The organism is Actinoallomurus acanthiterrae, assembly GCF_054775715.1.
The window spans coordinates 6,582,738-6,606,478 of sequence record NZ_BAAHCO010000001.1 but is presented as its reverse complement, the minus strand read 5'-3'; the positions used below and the strand labels follow the sequence as shown (position 1 = coordinate 6,606,478).

Genomic DNA, 23,741 nt, shown 5'->3' with positions numbered 1-23,741 from the left:
TTACCGTACCGGCCATGTCTGATGCTCTTCGGGATGACGGCGCACGACAACTGACCCTGGTATGGGAAAGGCCGGCGGGCCGGGTGCGGCCTTCGGTGACGTTGCGTGGATTCCGGGACGGTGTGGGTGTGGCGGTCGTCGTGCCTGCCGGAGGTGATCGCGTCCTGCTGGCCGCGTCAGGCGATGATGAAGAAGACGACGTGGTGCGGCTGTGGGACCCGGTGACCGGCGAGCAGGTGGGTGGCCCCCTGCGGGAGAACTCGAAACAGGGTTGGCCTGTCATGGCGATGGTGGCCTTGCCGTTCGCCGGCGGGCACACCCGGCTTGCCACGGCGCACTACGACGAGGACGACGACGGGCATGTGGTGTACCTGTGGGACACGGTCACCGGCGAGCAGGTCGGTGGACCGCTGCCAGGCCCGGACTTGGCGTCGAATCTGGCCGCCGTACCCACGCCGGACGGGCGGAACCTGCTGGCCATCACCTCCCGCGATGAGGAAGAGGTGTGGTTGTGGGACGCGGCCACGGCCGAGCGGGCCGTCGGTCCGCTGAGCGCCCCGGCGGGTGTGGACGACCCGAGCGCGATGACGGCGGTGACGCTCGCCGACGGCCGTACGCTGCTGGCCACCGCCCATGGTCACGGGGAAGGCGCCGTGGTGTGCCTGTGGGATCCGGTGACGGGCGAGCTGGTTCGGACACTGCTGTGCCCGCACGAGGACGCGGGCCGGCCGAGTGGACTGGCGGCGGTGCCGCTGCCCGACGGAGGCAGGCTGCTGGCCTTGTCCTTCAATGACGACGATCACGAGACGGTGCGGCTGTGGGACGTGATGACCGGTGCTCCGGTCGGCGGGCCCATCACCGGTCTCGGGCTGCGTCCGGTCCCCATGGCCGACGGGACGACACTGCTGTCGATCGGGTCGGGATTGTGGGACCCGGCGTCCGGGCGCCGAATCGGTGACCTGGGGACGAACCGCGTCCCCGCCGCAGTGGCAGCGGTTCCGCTGCCGGACGGCCCGACCTTGCTCGCGGGAGAAGCGCCCAGTGGGGCCGTCTGGTTGTGGGATCCCACCGCGGTGGAGCCGCCGACAGAGCCGGAGGGAGTCGGCTGGGACGGCCTTGTGGCACCTGTGACGGTCCCCGACGGGCGAACGCTGCTCGCCACCCGCAGCGACACCGCTGTCTGGCTGTGGGACCTGCGCACCGGTGAAGCCGCCGGGCAGCTTCACACCGGCGATACGGATGTCCTCACGGCGATGGCGGCGGCGACCCTGCCGGACGGGCGCACCGTTCTCGTCACCGGCCACAGGAGCGGTGCCCTCCAGTCATGGGATCTGGCGACGGGCGGGCTGGTCGGTTCGTTGCCGCCCGGCCGCACCAGCGAGATCCGCACCATGGTGCCGATCGCGTCGCCCGACGGGCGGATACTCATGGCCACCGGTAGTCACGCCGGCATCATCCGTCTTCGCGACCCCGAGACCTGCGAAAGCGCGAGCGACATCTTCAACCGGCCCGACCGGCCACCGCTGGCACTGGCCCGTGTTCCGATGCCGGACGGACGCACTCTCCTGGCAAGCAGCGAGGCCACCCCCGCCCGGGGCGGCAAGAGGGCGGCCCGGCTGTGGGACCCGGCCACGGGTCTACCGGTCGGCGCCCCCTTCGAGAACCACCGGTACGTGGAGCACCTCGCGGCGATGCCCTTCGCGGGCGACCGGACTCTCCTGGCGGTTCGGGACTTCGACGACTCGATCCGCGTCTGGGACGCCGACAGCCGTGAGCTCGTGGGTGAACTCACCGGCGGGCCGATGACCGCGATCGCGCCGTCCGGCGGGCACCCCCTGCTGGCCGTCGCCAGGCGGGGCGCGATCGAGCTGTGGGATCCCCTGACCTGCCGATGGGTTGGCTCCCGCATCCTGGAGCGACCGATCAGGGCTTTGGCCGGTGCCGGGTCGCATCTGGTCGTCGGGTGTACCGACGGCCTTGGCGTCGTCGACCTCGTCAGCTGACACCGGAGTTTGTTCTGTCTGTGCGGCGAGGCGGGTGGTGCGGTTACGGTGCCGGTCATGTCTAGTGATCTCCCAAGCGATGGTCCGGCCCGTGAAGTCGCGGCGGTGGGCGGGCGGTTGACCGATCCGGGGTGGCTGGTGAATGGCGACCCGGAGCAGGTCCTGGCGGCGTTGGACGGTGCTGCCGGGCGGGAGGAGATATTGGCAACCCTCGTGTACCGGGCGTCAGGGCATGTGCACCGTGACGCCGGTGCGGGCGTGCGGCGCCAGGCACTGGCGCTGGATGCCGCCCGGTATGGAGAGCGGCAGCTGGCGAGAGACATCGCCGAGGTGGGAGTCTGTCAGGAAACCGACGATTCCTGGGTCGTGCAGTGGGCGACCGGCACCGGCCTGGACTCCCGGCTGCGGTATGCGTTGCCCGCGCCGGCCAAGGTGGGTGTGGTGGCGACCGTGGTCGTGGAGGGCCGCGGACTCGTTGTCGTCGGCTGCGAGGACGGCACGCTGCACTGGTGGGATCTGGCAACAGGCAGGAAGCTCGGCGAGGCCGTGACCGAGCACACCGGCGAGGTGCATGCTCTGACGACGGCGGTGCTGGACGGCCGTCCCGTCGCTGTGACCGGCGGCTCCGACGGGACGGTCCGGGTGTGGGACCTCGCTGGGGGAGACCTGGCCGGTGTGTTTCGCCCCAACGACGATTCCTGGGTCAGCTCGCTCGCCACCGGACTGGTCGAGGGACGGCCGGTCGTGGTCGGCGGCAGCACCGACGGCGTGGTGCGGGTGTGGGATCTTGCCACCCTCACTCGGCGCGGTGAGCTCTTGACCATTCAGATCGGCACCGTGCGTCCGCTGGCGACGGCGGTGCTGGACGGCCGTCCCGTCGCTGTCACCGGCCACTCCCACGGAACGGTCCGGGCGTGGGACCTGATCACGGGACGGGAGCTCGGCGTCCGGAGTGACCACGCCGAGGAGACCGGCGTAGTCACAGAACCGGCGTCCGACCACCCGATGGCCGCCGACGGTGACGGCGACGGAGAGGTACGCGTCTGCGCCACGCTGCAACTCGCCGCCATGACGCATGTTCTGGCCACGGACCCGACGTTCGAGTGCCCGATGGCCTTGAGCGCCGACTCCTACGAGGTGCGCATCTGGAACCTGGCCACGGGCGAGCAGGTCGGTGAGCCCGTGCCGGTCGGGTTCGTGGAGACGGCGGCCATGAGGGTGCTCCACGGCCGCCCCGCCGCCCTCGTCGCATACGGCGGCGGCCATGGGCAGGTCGAGGTGTGGGATCTGTCCGCCCTCACACATCTGTACCCGCCGCTGATCGGCCACGAAGCGACTGTGCGAGGAGCGGCAACGGCGGTGCTGAACGGGCGTCACCTCGCCGTCACCGGTGGCGACGACAGATCGGTTCGGATCTGGGACCTCGACGGTGACAGGGAGACGGGAAGCCGGCCGACTGGCCATGCGAGCCCTGTGCAGGAGTTCACCACGGCCGTCGTGGACGGCCGTTCCGTCATCGTCACCGGCGACTCGGACAAGAAGGTGCGGATCTGGGACCTCGACGGTGGCGAACAACTCGGTGAGCCCCTGACAGGCCTCACCGGCGCCGTGGACCTGCTGACGGTGGGTCTAATGGAGGGACGACCCACTCTCATCGCGCGCGACCGGACCAACGCGGTGCTGATCTGGGACCTGACCACCCGGGAACAGCTGTACGGACGGTCGACGACGGAGTACACCAGCTCGTCCATCGAGTTCTTCGCGGCACTGGAGGGCCGCTTCGTCGCCGTGACCTGGGAAGGACGCGTGTGGGACCTGACCGCCAGCGAATGGATCGGAGTGCAGCCGCAGCAAGACCGCGCCCGGGCCCTGGCCCTGGTAGCACTCGAAGGCCGCAACGTCATCCTTACCCGCTGCGGGAAGCAAACCGTCCGTCTGTGGGACATGGCCTCGGGTGAACCGATTGGGCCCCCCATGACGGGACACGCTGGCGAGGTAAAGGCAGGGGCCGCGGGGATGCTGGACGACCGCCTTGTCGTCGCCGCCGGAGGCGATGACAGAACCGTGCGGGTGTGGGACGCGACCACAGGGCAGCAGGTCGGCGCGTACGCCTTTCCAGCCGGTGTCAGGGGAGTGGCGATAGCGCCGGACGGGCGGCTGGTGGTCGGTTTCGGCTCGGACATAGCGGTCCTGACCCACCGCTGATCGCTCGGTCGTGCTGAGCTGCACCCGTGGCAGAGCACCCTCCCGGCTACGCCACCGGTCACCTTCACCGTGACGTCATGACGTGACTCGCCCAAGGCGATGTCGAACACGTGCACGCTGACGGCGAAGGCCTGGCGCTGGCGGGCGGCGCCAAGCAGGTCGGCGAGCAGGCCAAGGACGCCGCCAAGGAAGTCCGTCGCACCTTCGAAGACCGCTAAAAGAGAAGCAGGGGAGACCGCTGACGGCGGCCTTCCCTACGCCACCTTCAGGCGGCGGGCTCAGCGTGCGCTGGGGGTGTTCGCACGAGGCAGATCGCCGGGCAGCAGGAGGCGCAGGTCCGTCACGCCGGGCGACCGCATCGTGCCGAGCCGCCTCGCCTGATGTGTGATCATCGTCTCCAGCAACTGCCGGACGAGGCGCGCGTTGCCGAAGGTCCGGTCCCGCGGCAGGGCGTCGAGGTGCTCGCGTAGCACCGCGAGCGTCTCGGGAGCGCACTCGTAGCCCGCCGCGTTGGCCTGGTTGCGCATGATGGCGACGAGTTCGTCGGTGCTGTAGTCCTCGAACTCCACCTGCCGCGAGAACCGGGAGTCGAGCCCGGGGTTGGAGTTCAAGAACCGCCGCATCTCGTCGGTGTAGCCGGCGACGATGACGACGATCTCGTCGCGGTGGTCCTCCATCAGCTTCAGCAGGGTCTCGACCGCCTCCTGGCCGAAGTCGTTGGACGCCCCCTCGGGGGTCAGGGTGTACGCCTCGTCGATGAACAGGACACCGCCCAGCGCGCGCTGGAAGACCTCCTTGGTGAGCTGCGCCGTGTGGCCCACGTAGCGGCCCACCAGGTCGGCGCGCGCCACCTCGACGAGCTGGCCACGCGGGAGTACGCCCAGGCTGTGCAGCAGTTCGGCGTAGAGCCGGGCCACGGTGGTCTTTCCGGTGCCGGGCGACCCGGTGAAGACGAGATGCCGACTGAGCCGGGGTACGGGCAGCCCGGCGGCCTCCCGCTGCCGGGCCGTCGCGAGGAGGTCGACGATGTCCTTCACCTCGCGTTTCACGCCGGCCAGGCCGATCATGTCCGACAGCCGGGCCAGCAGCGTCTCGCGCTCCTCGCCCACGGCGCCGTCCGTGGCCGCGGCGTCGCTGACGTCCTCCGGCAGCAACAGGCTGAGGTCGCTCTCGGCCGGGTCGACCATGGACGCGAGCCGGAACGCCTGCCGCTCGATCATCTCCTCGAAGACCATGCGGGCCGTACGGCCGTTGCCGAAGGTGGCGTCCCGTGGCATCCGCTCGTAGTGCGCGGCGAGCGCCTGACGGGTGGTCGGGTCCAGTTCGTAGCGGTGGCTCTCGCATATCTTCTCGGTGATCGTGACGAGCTCGTCGACCGAGTAGTTGGTGAACTCGATGGTCCGGCTGAACCGCGAGGCCATGCCCGGGTTGGCGGACAGGAAGCCCTGCATCTCGGCGGTGTAACCCGCCGCCACCACGACGACCTCGTCGCGGTGGTCCTCCATCAGCTTCACGAGGGTGTCGATGGCCTCGCGGCCGAAGTCGTGCGAGCCGCCCTTGCCCTCGGTGACCAGGGTGTACGCCTCGTCGATGAACAGGACGCCGCCGATCGCCTCGGTGAACGCCTCCGTCGTCTTGATGGCCGTGGCACCGACGTACTGGGCGACCAGGTCGGCGCGGGAGACCTCCACCAGGTGGCCGGAGGGCAGCAGGCCGAGGGAGGCGAGGATCCCGCCGTACAACCGGGCGACCGTGGTCTTGCCGGTGCCGGGTGGGCCCGCGAAGATCAGGTGGCGGCTCATCGGGGGGACCGGCATGCCGAGCCGGGCCCTGCGCTGCGAGAGCTGGTTCAGGTTGACGAGGGCGCGCACCTGGCGTTTCACGCCCTCGAGGCCGATGAGCGACTCCAGCTCCTCCAGCGGGCCGGCGGACGCGGGCGCGCGGGTGTCCTTGCCGTCCGGCGCTCCGGTGGGCTCCACGGCGGCCTCGTCGCCCCAGGAGTCGGGGACGGCGTTCCCGGAGCTGTCCAGGTCGCGCACTGTCAGCCGGCCGCCGGGACGGGACTGCCGCAGCCCGGCACCGCGGTTGTCGCGTACGGCGCAGCCGGTGACGGAGACGGCCTCCGCGGTGTCGACCCGGACGCCGTCGCCGACGCTCCCGGTGATCTCGCAGGCGCCGAGCGTGGCTCGCGCGCCGGCCGTGAGGAGCACGCCGTGGGCGCCGGAGCCGCTGATCCGCGCCCGGGTGAGGTTCAGGTCGCCGCCTTCGCGGACGACCACGCCGGAGGCGTCGCTCCCGGAGACCTCGCAGTCCTGGATCGTGGCCATCCCACCGGAGTCGACGGCGACCCCGGCGTCGCCGGGGGAGCGGAGATCGCAGTCGCGGAAGGAGACGTTGGCCCCGCTCGCGATGCGCACGGCGGCGCCGCCGGCCCTCTCGACGACGCAGTGCTCCAGCCGCCCGCGCCCGTCCTCGGTGACCTCGACGCCCGTCCCGCCGGGCGCGGTGACCGTCGCGTTGCGGACCAGCGGGTTGGCGCCGGACCGGATGGCGATCGCGGTACCGGCGGCGTCCACGACCTCCAGCCGGTCGAACTCCGCGACGGAGTCCTCCGCCAGCAGCACGGACGCGGACGCGTCGGCGCACTCGCGCACCGTCGCGCCGATCAGCGTCGGCGAGCTGGACCCCACGACGCTGATCGCGGGCGCGGCCGACCCGGCGAACTCGCACTCCTCGAAGGTGCCGCGCGAGCGCTCGGTGACGGACAGCCCATTGTCCTTCGTCCGGGCCGTCCGGCAGCGCCGCAGCAGCGGATCCGCGCCCGCGGCCAGCACGATGCCGGAACCGGCGGTGATGTCGGTGACCGAGACCTCCTCCAGCGCGGGACGCGACCCGCTGGTCACGTACACGCCGACCGCGCAGTCGCGAACGCTCGTCCGCACGACCCGGGTGGCGCTGTCGCCCTCGAGGGCGATGGCCGGCTTCGAGGTCGTGGAGATCTCGCAGTCCTCGATCGTGCCCTGGGCCTCGCCGTTGGCGAGCACGCCGTTGCCGCGGGCGTCCCGCAGCCGGCAGTTCCGAATCGTCGAGTGGGACTTCTCACCGAGCACGACGGCGGAGGTGCCGAGGTTCTCGATGAGACAGTCCTCGACGACGCTGGCCGTATCCGCGGTGTCGACGATGCCCGCGCCCTCGGCGTTGGTGATCCGGCAGCCGCGCATCGCGAGCGAACCGGAACCGCGGGCCAGCATGGCCGTCCAGCCGGAACCGGCCACGGTGCAGCCCTCCATCGCGACCTGCCCGCGCGCCGCGTCCACGACCGGTACGTCGTCGCCGCCACCGCGCAGCGTGAGGTCCGTGAGCATCACGGCGTCCGCCACGAGCATCACCGCGCTACCGCTCCGCGGACAGATCTCGACGCTGCCCCGGTCCCCGTCGGCCACGATCGTGACCCGGGTCCGGATGAAGAGGCTCTCGGGGTACCGGCCGGGCCGGACGCGGATCACCGACCCGGTACGTGCCGCCGCCAGTGCCTCCTCGATTGTCCGGAAAGCGCCTGGCTCTTCCGGGGAGACCGTGAGCAACTGCCGAGACACGCTTGAACCCTCCTCGGGTCGGTGGGGGTGCCGACGAGACATCCATCATGCCGTTCGCGCGGGCCACTTGACACCCTCGTCCGCGAGGGGCTCTGACCAGCGGGGATCCTTGTTCCGGACGACAAGAGAACGACAAGATCGGGTATTTACGCTGAGCGTATGCGACGTGTCCCCCGGCGCCTGCGCGCCGTGGCGTCGGTGGCCGCCGCCACGGTCCCGCTTCTCGTCTCCGCCCTTCCCGGAGCCGCGGCGGCCACGGCGTACGAACGGCCGCCCGGCGCCGCACCCGGCCCCGTGGGCCTGCCCGTCATACCGTCGGCGCTCGCGTCCGGCCGGTCGTGCACCGGCGCGTCCTCCACCGAGGCCAATGCGCAGCCGTGGACAGTGAGCACGCTGGGAATGTCCCGGGTCCGCGAGCTCAGCGACGGCACCGGAGTCACGGTCGGCGTCGTGGACACCGGCGTGGCCACGAACGTCCCCGCCTTGGCCGGCCGCGTCACCGCGGTGGCGGACGCCGACCAGGACTGCGTCGGGCACGGCTCCTTCGTGGCCGGCCTGATCGCGGGGCGTGCCGAGGACGCGACCGGCGGCGGGATCGCGCCCCGGGCGCGGATCCTCGCGGTACGCGGCACCGGCGAGAAGGGCGTCGCCACACCCCGAGAGGTCGCGGCCGGCATCCGCACCGCCGTCGACCGCGGAGCCCGCGTCGTGTACGTCGGCGCGGCCCTGACCGAGGGCAGAGCGGAGCTGACGGCCGCGGTCGCCTACGCCACCCGCAACGACGCCGTCGTGGTCGCGCCCGCGGCGCCGGACGCCGTGCCCACCTCCACCGGCGCGGCGGCCACCGCGCCGCCCGCGCGGCCCTACTTCCCCGCCTTCATCCCGCAGGTGGTCGCGGTCGAGGACTACGGGCCGGACGGCTCACGTCCGCAGAACGCGCCCAACGTCTTCGCCACCGACCTGGCCGCGCCCGGCGACGCCGTCGTGAGCATCGGCCCCAAGGGCTCCGGGAACTACATCGGCTCCGGGTCCTCGCTGGCCGCGGCATTCGTGGCCGGTACGGCCGCCCTCGTGCGCGCGTACCAGCCCCGGCTGACGGCGGCCGAGGTGGCGAACCGGCTGATCGTGTCCGCCTACCCCGCGGCGAGGCCCATCCTGGACCCGTACGCCGCCGTGGCGGCGGTGTCGTCCCCGGCGACGGCCCGGCAGACGCCCTCGGCCGCCATGCGGATGCCGGCCCGGACCGCGCACGGCCCCCGTACCCGAGCGTTGATCATCGCTTCGGTCGGGGCCGGGATCGTGGCCCTCATCGCGTGCGCGGCCGTGATCGTCCCGCTCGGCCGGGCCCGGGGCTGGCGGCCCGCCGGGGACCGGGCCGCCTAGGTGTACTGACCAGGCAGGTTGGTTGAGGTTGCGTGACGACACGGTCTGAATGCGCGTGATTGGTGAAGGCCTCCGGTTGTGGAGTGGAGCTGTCTAGGAACCGCTCCGCCAACAGGAGGCCTTCGTGTCCCACGCTAACGCCGCTTTGACGCCTCGTGCGCGTCTTCGCCTGGCGCGTCTGATCGTCGATGGTGGCTGGCCCATCGCCCGGGCGGCCCGGCACCGGGCAGGACCGTGTAGAGGGACGACATCGGTGAGGAGGCACGGCAGGGCGCCGGCGGCGTCCTGACTCCGCGGGTCACGGGCGGCAAGCCGGCGGCAAGGGCTCGCCAAGACCACGGCTCGATAGTTGCCTTCATCAACGGCCCAGGTCTAGTAGTCCGTGGCCGCCCGGAACGACGAATCGTGAGAATGAGGTCGCATTCCATGACGCGCAGCCAAGTGCTGGACCGCCCGCCTGCGGCTGGGTGGAGAGCAGCCGTGCCGCGACGGCATGACACCCCGCGTGTTCCGGCCCCGCAGCACGATCCGGCGCGCGACGACGCCTTCTCCCGCGCACTGTACGAGCGGCACGGCACCGTGCTGCTCAACTTCGCTCTCCGGCTGTGCAACGGCGACCGGCACCGGGCCGAGGACATCGTCCAGGAGACCGCCGTACGGGCCTGGCAGCACCGCGAGATCCTCGACCCCACGACGGACCGGGTCCGTACCTGGCTGTTCACCGTCGCGCACCGCCTCGTGATCGACCAGCACCGCGCGCGGCAGGCCCGGCCGAACGAGGTCGGCGACGACGAGTCCGATGAATACGCCGTGCCCGATCCGGCCGAGCGCGTCGTCACGTTCCGGGCCGTTCTCGAGGTCATGAACGAGCTCACCGAACAGCAGCGCGAGGTCCTGATCTACACCTACTACCTCGGCTACAGCGCGGAGCAGACGGCCGCCATGCTCGGCCTCGCGCCAGGGACGGTCAAGTCCCGTGCCCACTACGCCATGCGCGCGCTGCGCGCGTCCCTGCGAGACCGCGCCGTAATGGACTGAGCGGCGCCGCTCCGGTCTCCAAGCCCCCGCGGGACCACCGGTCCGGGCCGGCCCCTCGGCCGGCCCGGACCGAGCGGCGCCACTCGCATTCTCGCCCTCAGCCGAGCATGGCCGTCTGGACCTGCACGGCCTTGCGCCGGGCGATCCGGATGGCCCGGCCGGGCGGCAGGATGCGGCCCTTGACGTTGCCGAAGAGGTATCCCTCGTCGGGCGGGCAGGACATCAGCAGGGACGGCGTGTTGACCTCCTGCAGCCGGCGCATCATCATCTCGCCCATCCCGCGCCCGGCGCCCGCGGCGGAGCGGGCGACGACCATGTGCAGCCCGACCTCCCACCCAAGGGCGAGGTGGTCGACGATCGGGTCGAACGGATGCTGCATGGGCCCCGCCCCGACCATGTCGTAGTCGTCGACCAGGATGAACAGCCGGGGCCCGCTCCACCAGTCGCACAGCCTCATCCGGGCCGGCGTGATGTCCGGGCCCGGCACACGCTCCTTGATCGCCTGACCGGCGCCGGTGACCAGCTCGCGCAGCGCGTCGATGGCGACCGCGTGCCCGAGGCGGTAGTCCTCGGGGACCGCCTCGGCCAGCTCGCGGCGGTAGTCGACCAGCATGATGCGCGCCTCCGCGGGCGTGTACCGCTCGGTCACGGCCCGGGCGACCAGGCGAAGCAGGTTCGTCTTGCCGCTCTCGGTGTCGCCGACGACCACCATGTGCGGGGTCTCGGCGAAGTCGTGCACCACGGGGGAGAGCCGCTCCTCCTCCAGGCCGATCGGCACCCGGAAGTCGCCCTCGGGCGCCGGCAGCTCCCGCACGCTGAGCCGCGCCGGCAGCATCCGCACCGGAGGTGCGACCGGACCGGCCCAGCTCTCGCGCACCGCGGCGACCAGGCCCGCGATGCCGTCGGCGAGGTCGCCGGCGCTCTCCACCGAGTCGATGCGCGGCAGCGCCGTGAGGTAGTGCAGCTTGGTGTCGCGGGTGATGCCGCGTCCGGGAACGCGAGGCACGCTCGCCGCGCGGCGGGTGTCGACCTCCGAGTCCATCGGGTCGCCCATCCGCAGCTCCAGGTGGGTGGCGGCCTGGTCGCGCACGGCCGCCGTCAGCTCCACCCACCGCGCGGTGGTGACGATGAGGTGGATGCCGAAGCTGAGGCCGCGCGCCGCGATCGCGCTGAACGTCTGGATGTACCGGTCGAAGTCCTGGCGCACCGTCGACCATCCGTCCACGACGAGGAACACGTCCCCGTGCGGCTGGTCGGCGAACTCCCCGGCCGCCCGGCGGCGCCGGTAGGTCGCCATCGAGTCGATGCCGCCCCGGAGGAAGAACTGCTCGCGGTCGGCGAGCAGCGCGGTGACCTCCGCGATGGTGCGGCTGACGCGTTCCTCGTCCAGGCGGGTGGCGACCCCGGCGACGTGCGGCAGGCCGGCGATGCCGGCGAGCGTGCCGCCGCCGAAGTCGAGGCAGTAGAACTGCACCTCGCGTGGGGTGTGCGTGAGCGCGAGGGCGGTGATCAACGTGCGGACGAACGTGCTCTTGCCGCTCTGCGGGCCGCCGGCGATGGCGACGTGCCCGCCGGCCCCGGACAGGTCGACGACCAGCAGGTCGCGGATCTGCTCGAAGGGCCGGTCGACGATGCCCACCGGCACCGTGAGCCCGCCGCGCCGCTCCCAGTCGACGGTCGTCAGGCCGTACTCGTCGTCGGGCGCGAGCGGCGGGAGGATCTGGTCGAGGGCGGGCGGCAGGTCGAGCGGCGGCAGCCACACCTGGTGGGCCGGCGGCCCGGCGTCGCGCAGCCGGTCGACGGCCACCGACAGCAGGGTCTCGGCGGTCTCCTCGGGCTCCTCCGGTGTCTCCCGCACCGGGACGGGGTCGACCTGGGCGACCCGGGAGGCGGACCAGGGGACCACCTGACTGGCCACTCGCGCCTGGTCGGCCTTGCCGCGTCGCCGGTAGGGACCAGAGGAGTACGCGGCGCGGAACCGGGTGAGCGCCTCCACGCCCGTCTTGAGGAAGCCGGAGCCGGGCTGCGGCGGCAGCTGGTGGGCGTCGGGCACGCCCAGCACGCCGCGGCTCTCCATGGCCGAGAACGTGCGCAGGCCGATGCGGTAGGACAGGTGGCTCTCGAGCTGGTGCATCCGGCCCTCGTCGAGCCGCTGGGAGGCCAGCAGCAGGTGGACGCCCAGGCTCCGGCCCAGCCGGCCGATCATGACGAACAGCTCCATGAAGTCGCGGTGCGCGGCGAGCAGCTCGCTGAACTCGTCGACCACGACGAAGAGGCTGGGCAGCGGTTCCAGGGCGGCCCCGGCCGCACGCGCCTTCTCGTACTCGAGGGCGGAGACGTAGTTGCCCGCGGCGCGCAGCAGCTCCTGACGGCGCATGAGCTCACCGTGCAGCGCGTCGCGCATGCGCGCGACGAGGGACGCCTCGTCGGCCAGGTTGGTGATGACCGCGGAGACGTGCGGCAGCTCGTCCAGGCCGAGGAAGGTCGCGCCGCCCTTGAAATCCACCAGGACGAAGTTGAGCGTCTCGGAGGAGTTGGTCAGCGCCATCGCCAGCACGAGGGTGCGCAGCAGCTCGCTCTTGCCCGAGCCGGTGGCGCCGATCAGCATGCCGTGGGGGCCGGTGCCGCCCTGGGCGGACTCCTTGATGTCCAGCTCCACCAGCTTGCCGTCGGCGCCGACCGCGATCGGCACCTTCAGCCGCTCCGCGGCGGTGCGCTTGTTCCAGAGGGTCTGCGGGTCGTGCCGGTAGAGGTCGGTGACGCCCAGGAGGGTGCCCAGGTCCGTGGTGGCCGACAGCGGCTCGGTGCTCTCGGCCCCGACGCCGAGGCGGTACGGCGCGAGCCGCCGGGCGAGCGCGGTCGCGGTCCGCACGCCCAGGGCGTCGGGACGGCCGAGCGTGGTCAGCTGCTCCTTGCGCTCCCGGTCGGTGCGGACGAGCTGGAGCTCGCCGTCGTTCACGTCGAGGCGGAGGGTGGTGCGGCCGGGCCGCCACGTCAGCGCGCCGGACAGGTCGAGCACGACGACGTTGCGCATGCCGGGGCCGTCCAGCGCGTGCCCGGCGGGCACGGTGCCCCCGTCCACGACGAGCACCGTGTAGGGCTCCTCCCGGGCGGGCATGGCCTCCGGGTCGTACGCCGGCCGCTCCCAGAACTCCGCGCCGAGCATGCCCTCCAGCTCCGGGAAGTCCGAAGCGATCATGCGGACCTGGCCGGCGCCGTCGCTGTCGTGCGGGTTCAGGTTGTGCGGCAGCCACTTGACCCACTCCCACTCCGCCAGGCGGTCCGGGGCGACGCAGACCGCGATCCACAGGTCGTCCGGAGAGTGGAAGAGAGCGAGCTGGGTGATCAGGGCGCGGACGGCTCCGCGAATCTGCGTCTCGTCCCCGCGGAACAGCACGCGCGCCCAGGACTGCAGGTAGACGGCGGTGGGCTGGTCGGGCACTGTCGAGTAGGCCCGGATGAAGCCGCGCAGCGCGTGCGCGGTGAGCGGCTCCAGGTCCTGGACCGGCTTCGTCGTCGTGGGCGCCAGACGCAGGCCCAGCTTCTGGTCGCCGACCGCCAGCCGCGCCTCACCGAAGTCGGGGTCGGAGGGCCGGCGCTCCCACATCCGGGTCGTGCCGACCATGGACCACAGCGTCTGCGGCGCCGGATGCCGCCAGGCCAGGGCGCGCTGCTGGTCCCGTACGGCCGTGCGCACCTTGCGCCGGGTCTGGGAGAGGTAGCGCAGGTAGTCCCGGCGGGCGCCCTTGAGCTTCTCCTTGCGCTCACTGCTCTTGCGCATGCCCTGCCCGACCAGCATGCCTCCGGCGGCGAGGACCATCAGGCCGAGGGCGAGCGGCAGGAAGCCGTTCTTCGCCCCACTGCCGCGCGTCATGTACATCATCACCATGGCCACCGACATCAGCGCCATGGGCAGGTACGTCCATACGGCGGAGTTGTCGGGCACGGTCTCGGGCAGCGTCGGCGGCTCCTGAAGGGTGAGCTCCCCGTCGGGCATCTCGGGCGGACGCCGGCGCATCGGCCTGCGGAACAGCACGAAACTCAACGAACGGCCTCCTGGCGTGGTACGACGAAGCGCCACGCCGGCGGACGGTCGTCGCCGGGCGCGCTCGGCGGAGTGGAGAGCCGCGGAGGGGACCTGCGGAGCAGGCCGGTTGCGTCACCACGAATCGTACAGGCGGGACGCCCTCAACGTCCCCGTTCGCGCCCGAACGGCACGTCGTACGGATCATTCGCGAATCGGGGTGAACCATTTTGTGATCGCGTCCGTATGCCCCAAGTGGAGAGCACTGCGCAGACGGACCGACGTGGAGTAACGACCCATACGCGCGCCCCCGCTCGGCAGGCGACGGGCGTCCGTGTAAAGAACGAGTGAGCCTTCATGAGCAAGAGCCCGGCGGCGGACCTGTGCCGGCTGACGGTACGCGCCCCCGCCAAGACCATCGACCTGGCCGTACCGGCCGACGTCCCGGTCGCGGACCTGCTCCCCGCCGTGCTCGGCTACGGCGGGGACGATCTCGGTGAGAGCGGGATCGAACACGAGGGCTGGGTGCTGCAGCGCCTGGGCGGACCGCCGCTCGACGAGGACGCCACCTTGGGGTCGCTCGACCTGAACGACGGGGACACGCTCTACCTGCGACCCCGCACCGAGGCGCTGCCCGAGGTACGGCTGGACGACTTGGTGGACGGCATCTCCACCACGATGAAGGACAGCCCGTACGGGTGGAGCCCGCAGGCGAGCCGGCGACTGCTGCGCGGCCTGGCGGTGTTCGTGATGATCGCCGTCCTGGCGGTGCTCGCGCTGCCGAGCGGACCGACCGGGCAGCGGGCCGTGACCGCCGGCGCCGCAGCGCTCCTGCTGCTCGCCGGGGCCGCGGCGGCGAGCCGCGCGGTGGGCGACGCCGCGTCGGCCGCGCTCCTGGGCATCATGGCCGGTCCGTACCTCATCCTGGCCGGGTGGCTGCTGCCCGGAGGCAAGCTGTCCGGGCCGGACGGCTTCGAGGTGGTGGGCGCCCGGCTGCTCGCCGCGTCCGCGGCCGAGGCGGGCGGGGCCGTGCTCGCGCTGGCGCTGGTGGCGGCGTACACGTCGGTGTTCGTCGGCGCGACCGTGCTGGCCTTCGCCGGCGCCCTCGCGGGGGCCCTCATGATGGTCGCGGGCCTCCCGCCGGAGGAGGCGGCCGCGGTGGTCGCCCTGCTGGCGGTCGTGTTCGGCGCGTTCGTGCCGGCCTTGTCGTTCCGGCTGTCCGGGCTGCGCATGCCGCCGCTGCCGACCACCCCCGAGCAGCTCCAGGAGGGCATCGAACCGCGCTCGCCGAAGGCCGTGGCCGCCCGCGCGGTCCTGGCGGACGGCTGGATGACGGGGTTGTACGGCACGGTCGGGCTGGCCTGCACCGCCTGCCTGACCACACTGGCCCACCACGAGGACCTGGCCCAGCTCGTGCTGGGGGCCGCGCTGTCCTTGCTGCTGGTGCTGCACAGCCGCGGCCTCGGCAACGTCTGGCAGCGCCTGTTCCTGGCCCTGCCGGGAGCGTGGGGAGCGGCCACCATCGCCGCCGTCGAGGTCGCCAGGAGCGGGCCGACCGGCCGGGTGGTCATCGCGGTGGGGCTGATGGCGGTCACCGCGATCCTCCTGATCGCCGCGTGGACGGTGCCCGGCCGCCGGATGGTGCCGTACTGGGGCCGCGCCGCCGAACTCCTGCAGAGCCTGGTCGCGATCAGCATGCTGCCGCTGACCCTGTGGGTCCTCGGCGTGTACGGCGAGCTGCGCGCGATCGGCTGACCAGGACACGAGAGCACGACGGAAGAGACGACGATGCAGTCCCGCCGCGACCAGGTCCACGCCCACACGTTCGTCATGGGCCGCATCACCTCGGGGATGCTCCGGGCGGATCCCGACGCGCCGGAGAGCCCCCAGGGCCGTACGAACCGGGGGGTGATCATCGGCATCGTCATCGCCGTGCTGCTGTGCGGCGGGGCGTTCGTCTGGGGCCTGATCTCGCCCGGCCGGTCGGCCTCCTGGCAGAACCCGCAGAGCCTGATCGTCGACCAGGAGACCGGCGCGTCCTATCTCTACGTGGACGGGCGGCTGCGCCCGGTCCAGAACTACGCGTCGGCGCGGCTGATCGGCGGTTCCAAGCTGATCGCGCACCACGTCCGGACCAAGTCGCTGGACGGGACGCCGCACGGCCAGCCGGTGGGCATCGTCGGGGCGCCCGCCGCGCTGCCGTCGGCCGGCGGTCTGGCCCAAGGGGCGTGGGCGGTCTGTTCCGGCACCGGGGCGGCGGGCTCCTCGGCGCCGGTCACGACCCTCGCCATCGGGGTGGGGGACGCCGACGGCGACGGCGCGCTCACGGCCGGTCAGGGACTGCTGGTCACCACGCCCGACGCGCACGTGTACCTGGTGTGGCAGGGCAGCAGGCTGCGGCTGGACCCGAAGGGCGGAGCGGCGACGGCCCTCGGTTACGGGGGTCGGACACCGAACCCGGTGTCGGCCGCGTTCGTCGACGCGCTTCCGGCGGGACCGGACCTGGCCGCCCCGGTCGTCCCCGGCATGGGCCATGCCGGGCCGTCGCTCGACGGGCACGCGACCCGCGTCGGGCAGGTCTTCAAGATCGGGGTGCTCGGTTCGAAGCCGCGGTACTACCAACTGCGCCAGGACGGCCTGACGGAGGTCAACACGACCGTCGCCGCCCTGATCCTTGCCGATCCCGCCGTACGCGCCAGGGCGTACGGCGGCAGGACGCCCGACGCGATCGGCGTCGCACCCGACGCGATGACCGGCCGGCTGGCGCGGGACACGACCGCCGCCGGCGCGCTGCCCGAGACGCCGCCGCGCCTGGTCGACCCTCAGCCGGACCAGCACGCCTGCGCCCGGATCCAGTCGACCGCCGTGGGGCCTCGGGTGAGCGTCGCCCTGCAGGACCCGGCCTCGCTCGGCATCGTCGCCCAGGCGGCGACCGCGTCCGCGTGCACGCCCGTGGACCGGATCACGGTGCCGCCCGGAGGGGGCGCGCTGGTGCGCGTCCTGCCGGCGGCGGGTGGCACGGTCGGCGGCGCGACCTACCTCGTGACCGACACGGGCACCAAGTACCGGGTGGGATCCGACTCCGACCTGGCGGCGCTCGGGTACTCGGCCGGCCAGGCGGTGGCCATGCCGTCGCCGCTGCTGACCATGCTGCCGACCGGACCGGACCTGAGCGTGGCCGCCGCGCAGGCGGGCGTCTCATCGAGCACCGCGCCGCCCTGCGCGCCTCCAGGCAAGGCGGCGACACCGGATTCTGGCGGGGCGACGACACCGGCTCCGGGCGGGGCGACGACGACGGATCCGGGCAGGGCGGCGAAAGCCGGTCCGGGCAAGGCGACGACAAGGTGACGGCAAGTCGGGGTGACTACCACAGAGTACGGAAGGAGACGTGAACCGGTTGGCGGCGGCGCGCGCCGATGGCGGTGCCGACCGAGCGAACCTCGACGCACGATCTCGCTCTCGGTTTCCCGTGAGCACCGAACCAGAGAGGCAGGCGCAGCGTGGCAGGCATGCAGCAGTCAGAGGTCAGGTCGACGAAGAACGGCGTTCAGGCCCTGGAGATGGCCTACACCGGAATCACCAAGATCAAGCAGGACGTCGAGGCGACCCGCTTCAACCTGGCCTCCGGTTACAAGGGCTCGGACGGTCAGGCGTTCCAGGACCTCGTCAACTCCTGGGAGCAGCAGGCGGACGTCATCCTCAAGAACCTGCAGGACATGGTCGACAAGCTCAACCAGACCCTCACCGCGCAGCACCAGCAGCAGGGCTCCAGCAACGACCAGATCAACCAGGGCTACCAGCAGGCCCAGGCCGTCTTCAACGCCCTGCACGGCTGACCCCGGAACGGCCCCGGCTCTTTCCTTCTGACGCGAAACGAGGACATCGATGAGCGAGGACTTCACCGACGGTTTCATCTACGTCGACTACAACCACATGGGCAACGCAGCCGACGACCTGGTCTCCCAGACCAAGGCCATCGCGCAGACGATCTCCAACATGGAGATGGAGCTCGCCGAGCTCAAGAAGCAGTGGGTCGGTGACGACGCCCAGGTCTACAACCAGAAGCAGCAGGCCTGGGACAACGCGATCAAGAACATGGAGCAGATCCTCACCAGTCACTCGCAGCTGCTCGACGAGATCTCCGGCAGCTACAAGTACAACGAGAACAGCCTCAGCCAGATGTGGTCCGAGGTGCGGATCGGCGGCTGACCGCCCGCCTTCGGCCGCCCGTCACGCGGGCGGCCGAAGACGGCCGGCATGCGGACATCGAAAACCCCGGCCGTGAACCGGACGGCCGGCAGTGGAACTGACAGACCTCGGAAGAGCGGAGCCATGGCGGACAAAACAAAGCTGGCGCTGGACAAGACCTCGCTGCAGAACTTCGTCAACCACGACATCGCCAACTTCAAGGACTCCCTCGACAAGGTCGCGAACAAGACCGACACCGAGGGAACGCCACCGATCGACTTTCTTCTGGGCAAGGGCGAGAGCACCGCGGATAACGATTTCTATCGGACCCACGCGCCGCTCGCGATCGGTGCCCTGGCCAAGGACACGGGGACGGGGGGCAAGGACATCGTCGATCACATCACCGCGTCGGCGGGGTCCATCTCCGACATCTACAAGAAGCAGCTCAAGCTCTTCACCGATCTGGAGAAGTACCTCAACACCACGATCACCAAGCTCATGGACGGCCAGCACGACTCTCTGACGAAGATCGACGGCAAGGCCTTCCTGGACGGCCTGGGCACGGTGCCCAGTGACTTCGACTCGACCGGCGGAAACCAGACCACCTGACCGCACTGACTTCCTCCCCACTTCCGACGCCAAGCCTTCAATGGAGAGCCGATCATGGCGGACCCCGCAGGAGACAAGCCTCCAGCCTCTTCGGTGAACGACCATTGGTACGACGCCATCTCGCTGCTCACAGGCTACAAGCCGTCTGCCAAGCGCGGCGAGATCTTCAAGGACAACCTCTACGGCAACGATGACATCCCGCTGATGAAGGTGGAGATCGACACCTCGGGTGCCTCGCCGACCAACGCGGAGTTGGAGGCCATCAATGACATGTCCTGGCGTTCGAGGAACTCCGGCTGGCGTATCAACGACACCGACTTCGTCGTCCCCTTCTTCGGTCCGACCGACGACTCGTCGGCCAGCACCCTGTCCAAGGGAACGGAAGTGCACATGCGCAGGGCGCGCATCACCCTGCTCGGCACCGATTCGGCGCACACCATCCCGCACGGGGGTGTTTCCCTCGGCGCGGAGTTCGGGGCGGGATCGCATCTCATGCCGGACGGTTTCAAGGGATGGAACTCCAAGCCGCTCGCCCAGTACAGCTACGGCGGTGGCCTCGCGCTCGAAAAACTGATGTACGACCCGTACACCACCCAGGGCTTCTCCTTCAACGACGTGACCGTCGCCGATGACGACGCCGTCGACCTCAAAGCCTTCGACAAGGCCGCGCTGGCTTTCAACCGGGCGGCGCTCTTCTTCTCCAACGCCAGGGCCACGATCCAGCAGTGGGAGGACGCGCTGGGATCGGAGGACGCCGCCTGGCGTGGCCAGGCGGCCGGCGTCTTCTGGGACATCATCCACCAGCTGGGCATCAACTATCAGAATTATACGGATGCTCTTCCGGTCGGTGGGTTTGGTGGTTCCAAAGTTGCCATGAGCTTGATAAACGCGAAGTCGGGTTTCCAGAAGGCGATCGAGAACCTCTATTGGGTCTGGAGTGACTGGGCGCTCCGGTTGGGTAACCCGCTTCGGTGGCTTTACGACATCCTGTTCGACATCACCGACCAGATCTGGCTGAACAACATCACCAAGGTCCGGTGGCACGAGACCTACGGCTATGAGTCTTACAGCAGTTGGAACCAGATCGATGAGGACGGGTGGAGCGGTGACGCGACGACAAAAATCGGCGCGAAGAACTACGGCCCCCTGAACTCCCTCACCACGTGGAAGGCGATCGGGGAGGAGGCCATCAAACGCTGGCAGGATTCCACGAACGACTACCTGGGGAAGGCCGCCCAGGAGGCGCTGCGTGCCATCAATAACTCCTGGACCCATGTTCCCGACAGCATCCCCAAGCTCACGACCGTCAACGTCAACCTCGGCGCGGACCTCCAGGCCGACAAGGCGCAGGCCGCGCAGGACAAGGCGGACAAGGCCGCCGCGGACGCCAAGAAGAACCAGGACGACTGGAACAAGAAGCAAGAGGAGTGGCGCAAGGAAGACCTGCAGCATCAGCATGACATGGAGGAGGAGCAGAAGAAGCAACGCGACGAGGACCTGAAGCACCAGAAGGAGCTCGAGGAGGAGCAGAAGAAGGAGCGCGAGGAGGACAAGAAGCACCAGGAGGAGCAGGAGAAGAAGCAAGAAGAGCTGCAGAAGCAGCAGCAGGACGAGGCTCGGAAGCAGTACCAGGAGCAGCAGAACCAGCAGAAGGAGCAGCAGGAGGAGCAGAAGAAGCAGTACGAGGACCAGCAGAAGAAGCAGGAGGAGCAGGAGAAGAAGCAGGAGGAGCTGCAGAAGCAGCAGCAGGACGAGGCCAGGAAGCAGAACGAGCAGCAGATGGCGCTGCAGATGCAAATGCGGAAGGAGGACCAGCAGAAACAGGAAGAGCAGGAGAAGAAGCAGGAGGAGCTGCAGAAGCAGCAGCAGGACGAGGCCAGGAAGCAGTACCAGGAGCAGCAGAAGCAACAGCAGCAGCAACAGGACGAGCAGAAGAAGCAGTACGAGGAGCAGCAGAAGCAGCAGCAGGAGCAGGAGAAGAAACAGGAGCAGCTGCAGAAGCAGCAGCAAGAGGAGGCGCGGAAACAGTACGAGCAGCAGCGCCAGGATCAGCAGGCGCAGGAGAAGAAGCAGGAGGAGCTGCAGAAGCAGCAGCAGGACGAGGCCAAGAAGCAGTACCAGGAGCAGCAGAAGCAACAGCAGGAGCAGGAGCAGAAACAGGAGCAGCTGCAGAAGCAGCAGCAGGACGAGGCCAAGAAGCAGTACGAGCAGCAGCAGAAGCAGTACGAGGAACAGCAGAAGCAGCAGAAGGACATCGCCAAGCAGTACCTGCAGCCGGGGTCCCATGAGCTCGTGCAGCCGGGGTCGCAGCTGCAGCCCTCGCAGCTGAACAACCACGTGATTCAGAACCCCGACGGCAGCCTCACCACCGTCTACGGCGACCACAACGGGGCCGGCTTCGGCTCGCAGCCAGGGCATCTCCAGCCCGGCCAGGTCCAGAGCCATTCGACCTTGAACCCCGACGGCACCATCACCACCGACTACAGCGACGGCAGCTCGACGACCGTCAACCCGCACACGGGCCTGGAGACGACGACCCACCCGGACGGGTCGACCACCACCGACCACCTGACCCACGGCCACACGCTGACCAACCCGGACGGCAGTCAGAGCACGGTGAACCCCGACGGGACCGTCACGACCCGCTACCCGGACGGCAGCTACACCACGGTGAACCCGCAGACGGGCACCGCGGTCACCCACGAGCCGAACGGCCAGACCATCACGACCCCGCTCGACCACGGAGGCGCGTCGCTTCCGTACTCAGGCACGCCCCTCGGCAACGGAGCGACGGCCTCCTATGAGGCCGCCCTGCACGACCTGCCGAGTTCCGGGAGCCCACTGGGAGCCCCTTCGGCGGCGCTCGGCGGCCAGGCCGCGAACTCCACCGCCTTCCCGGTCGGCCAGTCCGGCGGAGTCCTGCCGCCCGCCACGCGCATCGACGGGACCACGACCGGCGGTATGCCCGCCGGAGGGGGAGGGGCGCCGATGATGGGCGGGATGGGTGGCATGGGGGGCATGGGCGGCGGTGACAAGAACGGCAACAGCGAACGGGTGCGTCAGGTCTACGAGGACGAGGAGATCCTCCCCGCGGACGGCGGGTCCCTCGGCCGGCGCGCTCGCAGGGGCCGCGGCTACGAGGAGACGGTGCCGGGGGGAAGCCGCACTCCCACCAGCTCCGCCTACAACCCGTACGGGGGAGGCGAGGATCGCCGGCAGACGGAGAGCGGCGACCGCGAGCGCGAGGCGTGGGTGCCGGAGGAAGAGGACGTCTGGGGCACGGACGAAGGCGGCGCGCCGGCGGTCATCGGCTGAGCAGGGCAGAGCCGGCCGGGCCCGATAGTGACGCGGTAAAGGGGAGGAGAAGAGGCGATGGAGACCGAAGAGTCGATGGACAAGCTCCTCGCGGAGGCGAGGGAGCGGCTCGAGTCGACGAGGGTCGCGGTGGCCCGGGCACGGGCCGACCTCAGCAGCTCGTCATCGACCGCGCGGTCCAAGGACCGCTCGGTGGAGGTGACCGTCGGCCCGCAGGGCGAGCTGCAGCGGGTCAAGTTCCTGGACGAGAACTTCCGGACGATGGAGGCGTCGCAGCTGGCCGCCTCGATCGTCGAGGCCGCGAACAAGGGCCGGGCGACCATGGCACGGCGGGTGATCGACACCTTCTCCGCGCTGACCCCGCCCGCCGACGACGCCGACGGCCTACCCGGCTTCAAGATCGACTTCGAGGAGATCTTCGGGTCGGCCCTGGCGGCCGGGCGGCGCGGACGGGGCACCGCACGCGGCGGCAGGCCGACCGTGAACCTGCACGACGAGATAGTGGAGGACGGCAACGATGGGTGAGACGGGCAAATTCACGGCGGACCCGGCGAAGGCCGAAGCGGCCGTCGAGGCCATGGAGAACCTCGGGAACCACGTCTACAACATGGCCGCGCGGTTCCGTAACGGCGTCAACTTCGATCTCTTCGGCAACGACCAAGCCTTCGGGGTCCCGGCCAAACGGGCCGCGATGCAGCTGGTCGACCAGATCGCCACGGGCACCGAGGCGGCGAGCCGGCTCCTGCTGGCCATCCCGACGGGGCTGCGGACGAACCAGAGGAGCGTCCTGAACCAGCAGTTCCGGGCGCTCACGGCCGTCCAGGACGCCAACAGCCGGGGCGGCTGGCGGACGCCGGGTGGCTTCGGCGGCAGGGAGTAGACGCCGACCGTGTCCGATGAGCCGTGGGGCGGATTCGTCTTCAACGAGGACGAGCGCCGGCTGTTCCTCTTCCTGATGGGGATGGAACCGCCCGAGGCCAATCCCGGGCAGATCTTCGGCCTCGCCCAAGCCCCGGAAGACCTGGCGGCCGAGCTGGAGGGCCTGGCGGCGCTCATCGAGGACACGCTGGCCAAGGTCGACGGCGCGCTGCCCGACGAGGTCATCGCCCAGTACAAGGCGATGCTCCGGGAGCTCATGGGCTCGAACGGCTACGGCAGCCACATCGACGAGATCAGGGACGGCGCCCTGGCCGCGGCGACCCAGTTCGGCAGCTGGGCACGGAGCCTCGGCCAGGCGCAGATCCAGATCGTCTCGACGCTGATCGCGATGCAGATCCAGCTCGCGATCATGTCGGCGATGGCCTTCTTCACCGGCGGGGCCTCCCTGGGCGAAGAGGCGGTCGCCTACAACACCGCGCGCCTGAGCCTGACGATGATCCT

The 23,741-nt window shown here is 70.5% G+C and carries 15 protein-coding genes (1 of these 15 only partly in view); 13 read left to right on the top strand and 2 right to left on the bottom strand.

What is annotated here, in order from left to right; all coding sequences use genetic code 11:
- Nucleotides 1–14 precede the first annotated feature (14 nt).
- Both ACYVF7_RS31085 and ACYVF7_RS31080 read left to right on the top strand, forming a co-directional pair.
- Nucleotides 15–2,003, top strand: a complete 1,989-nt coding sequence (locus ACYVF7_RS31085) for a WD40 repeat domain-containing protein (protein ID WP_460347741.1) — start codon at nt 15–17, stop codon at nt 2,001–2,003.
- A 9-nt stretch (nt 2,004–2,012) separates the two neighbouring features.
- A complete protein-coding gene (locus ACYVF7_RS31080) occupies nt 2,013–4,208 on the top strand; it encodes a WD40 repeat domain-containing protein (protein ID WP_460347739.1) in 2,196 nt (731 codons plus the stop codon).
- A 278-nt stretch (nt 4,209–4,486) separates the two neighbouring features.
- On the opposite strand, the gene ACYVF7_RS31075 is transcribed toward ACYVF7_RS31080, so the two are convergent.
- Nucleotides 4,487–7,804, bottom strand: coding sequence for a right-handed parallel beta-helix repeat-containing protein (locus ACYVF7_RS31075; protein ID WP_460347737.1), 3,318 nt, complete (start codon nt 7,802–7,804; stop codon nt 4,487–4,489).
- Between the two features lie 159 nt (nt 7,805–7,963).
- On the opposite strand from ACYVF7_RS31075, the gene ACYVF7_RS31070 reads away from it, so the two are divergent.
- On the top strand, nt 7,964–9,187 hold the full coding sequence (locus tag ACYVF7_RS31070) for a S8 family serine peptidase (RefSeq protein WP_460347735.1): 1,224 nt from the start codon (nt 7,964–7,966) through the stop codon (nt 9,185–9,187).
- Between the two features lie 480 nt (nt 9,188–9,667).
- A complete protein-coding gene (locus ACYVF7_RS31065) occupies nt 9,668–10,225 on the top strand; it encodes a sigma-70 family RNA polymerase sigma factor (protein ID WP_460347733.1) in 558 nt (185 codons plus the stop codon).
- Between the two features lie 97 nt (nt 10,226–10,322).
- Here the strand turns inward: ACYVF7_RS31065 and eccCa are convergent, their stop codons facing one another.
- Complete coding sequence (eccCa, locus tag ACYVF7_RS31060; protein WP_460347731.1) at nt 10,323–14,270, bottom strand: type VII secretion protein EccCa; 3,948 nt, start codon at nt 14,268–14,270, stop codon at nt 10,323–10,325.
- A 336-nt stretch (nt 14,271–14,606) separates the two neighbouring features.
- Between eccCa and eccD the strand changes: the two genes are divergently transcribed.
- The 9 genes from eccD to ACYVF7_RS31015 form a co-directional block, all read left to right on the top strand.
- Nucleotides 14,607–16,004, top strand: coding sequence for a type VII secretion integral membrane protein EccD (gene eccD, locus ACYVF7_RS31055; protein WP_460347729.1), 1,398 nt, complete (start codon nt 14,607–14,609; stop codon nt 16,002–16,004).
- Nucleotides 16,005–16,037: 33 nt separating this feature from the next.
- Entirely contained in the window at nt 16,038–17,597 is a 1,560-nt protein-coding gene (gene eccB, locus ACYVF7_RS31050; RefSeq protein ID WP_460347727.1) for a type VII secretion protein EccB, read from the top strand.
- A gap of 161 nt (nt 17,598–17,758) precedes the next feature.
- Nucleotides 17,759–18,085: a WXG100 family type VII secretion target gene (locus ACYVF7_RS31045; RefSeq protein WP_252844809.1), complete on the top strand. Its 327-nt coding sequence runs from the start codon at nt 17,759–17,761 to the stop codon at nt 18,083–18,085.
- A gap of 49 nt (nt 18,086–18,134) precedes the next feature.
- Complete coding sequence (locus tag ACYVF7_RS31040; protein ID WP_460347724.1) at nt 18,135–18,458, top strand: WXG100 family type VII secretion target; 324 nt, start codon at nt 18,135–18,137, stop codon at nt 18,456–18,458.
- A 123-nt stretch (nt 18,459–18,581) separates the two neighbouring features.
- Nucleotides 18,582–19,046 (top strand): type VII secretion system-associated protein, encoded by a 465-nt coding sequence (locus ACYVF7_RS31035; protein WP_460347722.1) that lies wholly within the window; start codon nt 18,582–18,584, stop codon nt 19,044–19,046.
- A 54-nt stretch (nt 19,047–19,100) separates the two neighbouring features.
- On the top strand, nt 19,101–22,361 hold the full coding sequence (locus ACYVF7_RS31030) for an AAWKG family protein (protein WP_460347721.1): 3,261 nt from the start codon (nt 19,101–19,103) through the stop codon (nt 22,359–22,361).
- A gap of 57 nt (nt 22,362–22,418) precedes the next feature.
- Nucleotides 22,419–22,886 carry a YbaB/EbfC family nucleoid-associated protein gene (locus ACYVF7_RS31025; RefSeq protein WP_460347719.1) on the top strand — a complete coding sequence of 156 codons (468 nt, stop codon included), beginning with the start codon at nt 22,419–22,421 and terminating at the stop codon, nt 22,884–22,886.
- Complete coding sequence (locus tag ACYVF7_RS31020; RefSeq protein WP_460347718.1) at nt 22,879–23,241, top strand: hypothetical protein; 363 nt, start codon at nt 22,879–22,881, stop codon at nt 23,239–23,241. The genes ACYVF7_RS31025 and ACYVF7_RS31020 overlap by 8 nt, the downstream gene beginning before the upstream one ends.
- A 9-nt stretch (nt 23,242–23,250) precedes the next feature.
- Nucleotides 23,251–23,741 carry the 5' end (the start) of a WXG100-like domain-containing protein gene (locus ACYVF7_RS31015; protein WP_460347716.1) on the top strand. The gene runs 15,319 nt beyond the window's last position, so only the first 491 of its 15,810 coding nucleotides appear in the window; it begins with the start codon at nt 23,251–23,253; the stop codon falls past the right edge of the window.

Coding starts and splice junctions, on each gene's coding strand:
- ACYVF7_RS31085 (WP_460347741.1), top strand. CDS start 15: ATGTCTGATGCTCTTCGGGATGACGGCGCACGACAACTGACCCTGGTA.
- ACYVF7_RS31070 (WP_460347735.1), top strand. CDS start 7,964: ATGCGACGTGTCCCCCGGCGCCTGCGCGCCGTGGCGTCGGTGGCCGCC.
- eccD (WP_460347729.1), top strand. CDS start 14,607: ATGAGCAAGAGCCCGGCGGCGGACCTGTGCCGGCTGACGGTACGCGCC.
- eccB (WP_460347727.1), top strand. CDS start 16,038: ATGCAGTCCCGCCGCGACCAGGTCCACGCCCACACGTTCGTCATGGGC.
- ACYVF7_RS31045 (WP_252844809.1), top strand. CDS start 17,759: ATGCAGCAGTCAGAGGTCAGGTCGACGAAGAACGGCGTTCAGGCCCTG.
- ACYVF7_RS31040 (WP_460347724.1), top strand. CDS start 18,135: ATGAGCGAGGACTTCACCGACGGTTTCATCTACGTCGACTACAACCAC.
- ACYVF7_RS31035 (WP_460347722.1), top strand. CDS start 18,582: ATGGCGGACAAAACAAAGCTGGCGCTGGACAAGACCTCGCTGCAGAAC.
- ACYVF7_RS31030 (WP_460347721.1), top strand. CDS start 19,101: ATGGCGGACCCCGCAGGAGACAAGCCTCCAGCCTCTTCGGTGAACGAC.
- ACYVF7_RS31025 (WP_460347719.1), top strand. CDS start 22,419: ATGGAGACCGAAGAGTCGATGGACAAGCTCCTCGCGGAGGCGAGGGAG.
- ACYVF7_RS31020 (WP_460347718.1), top strand. CDS start 22,879: ATGGGTGAGACGGGCAAATTCACGGCGGACCCGGCGAAGGCCGAAGCG.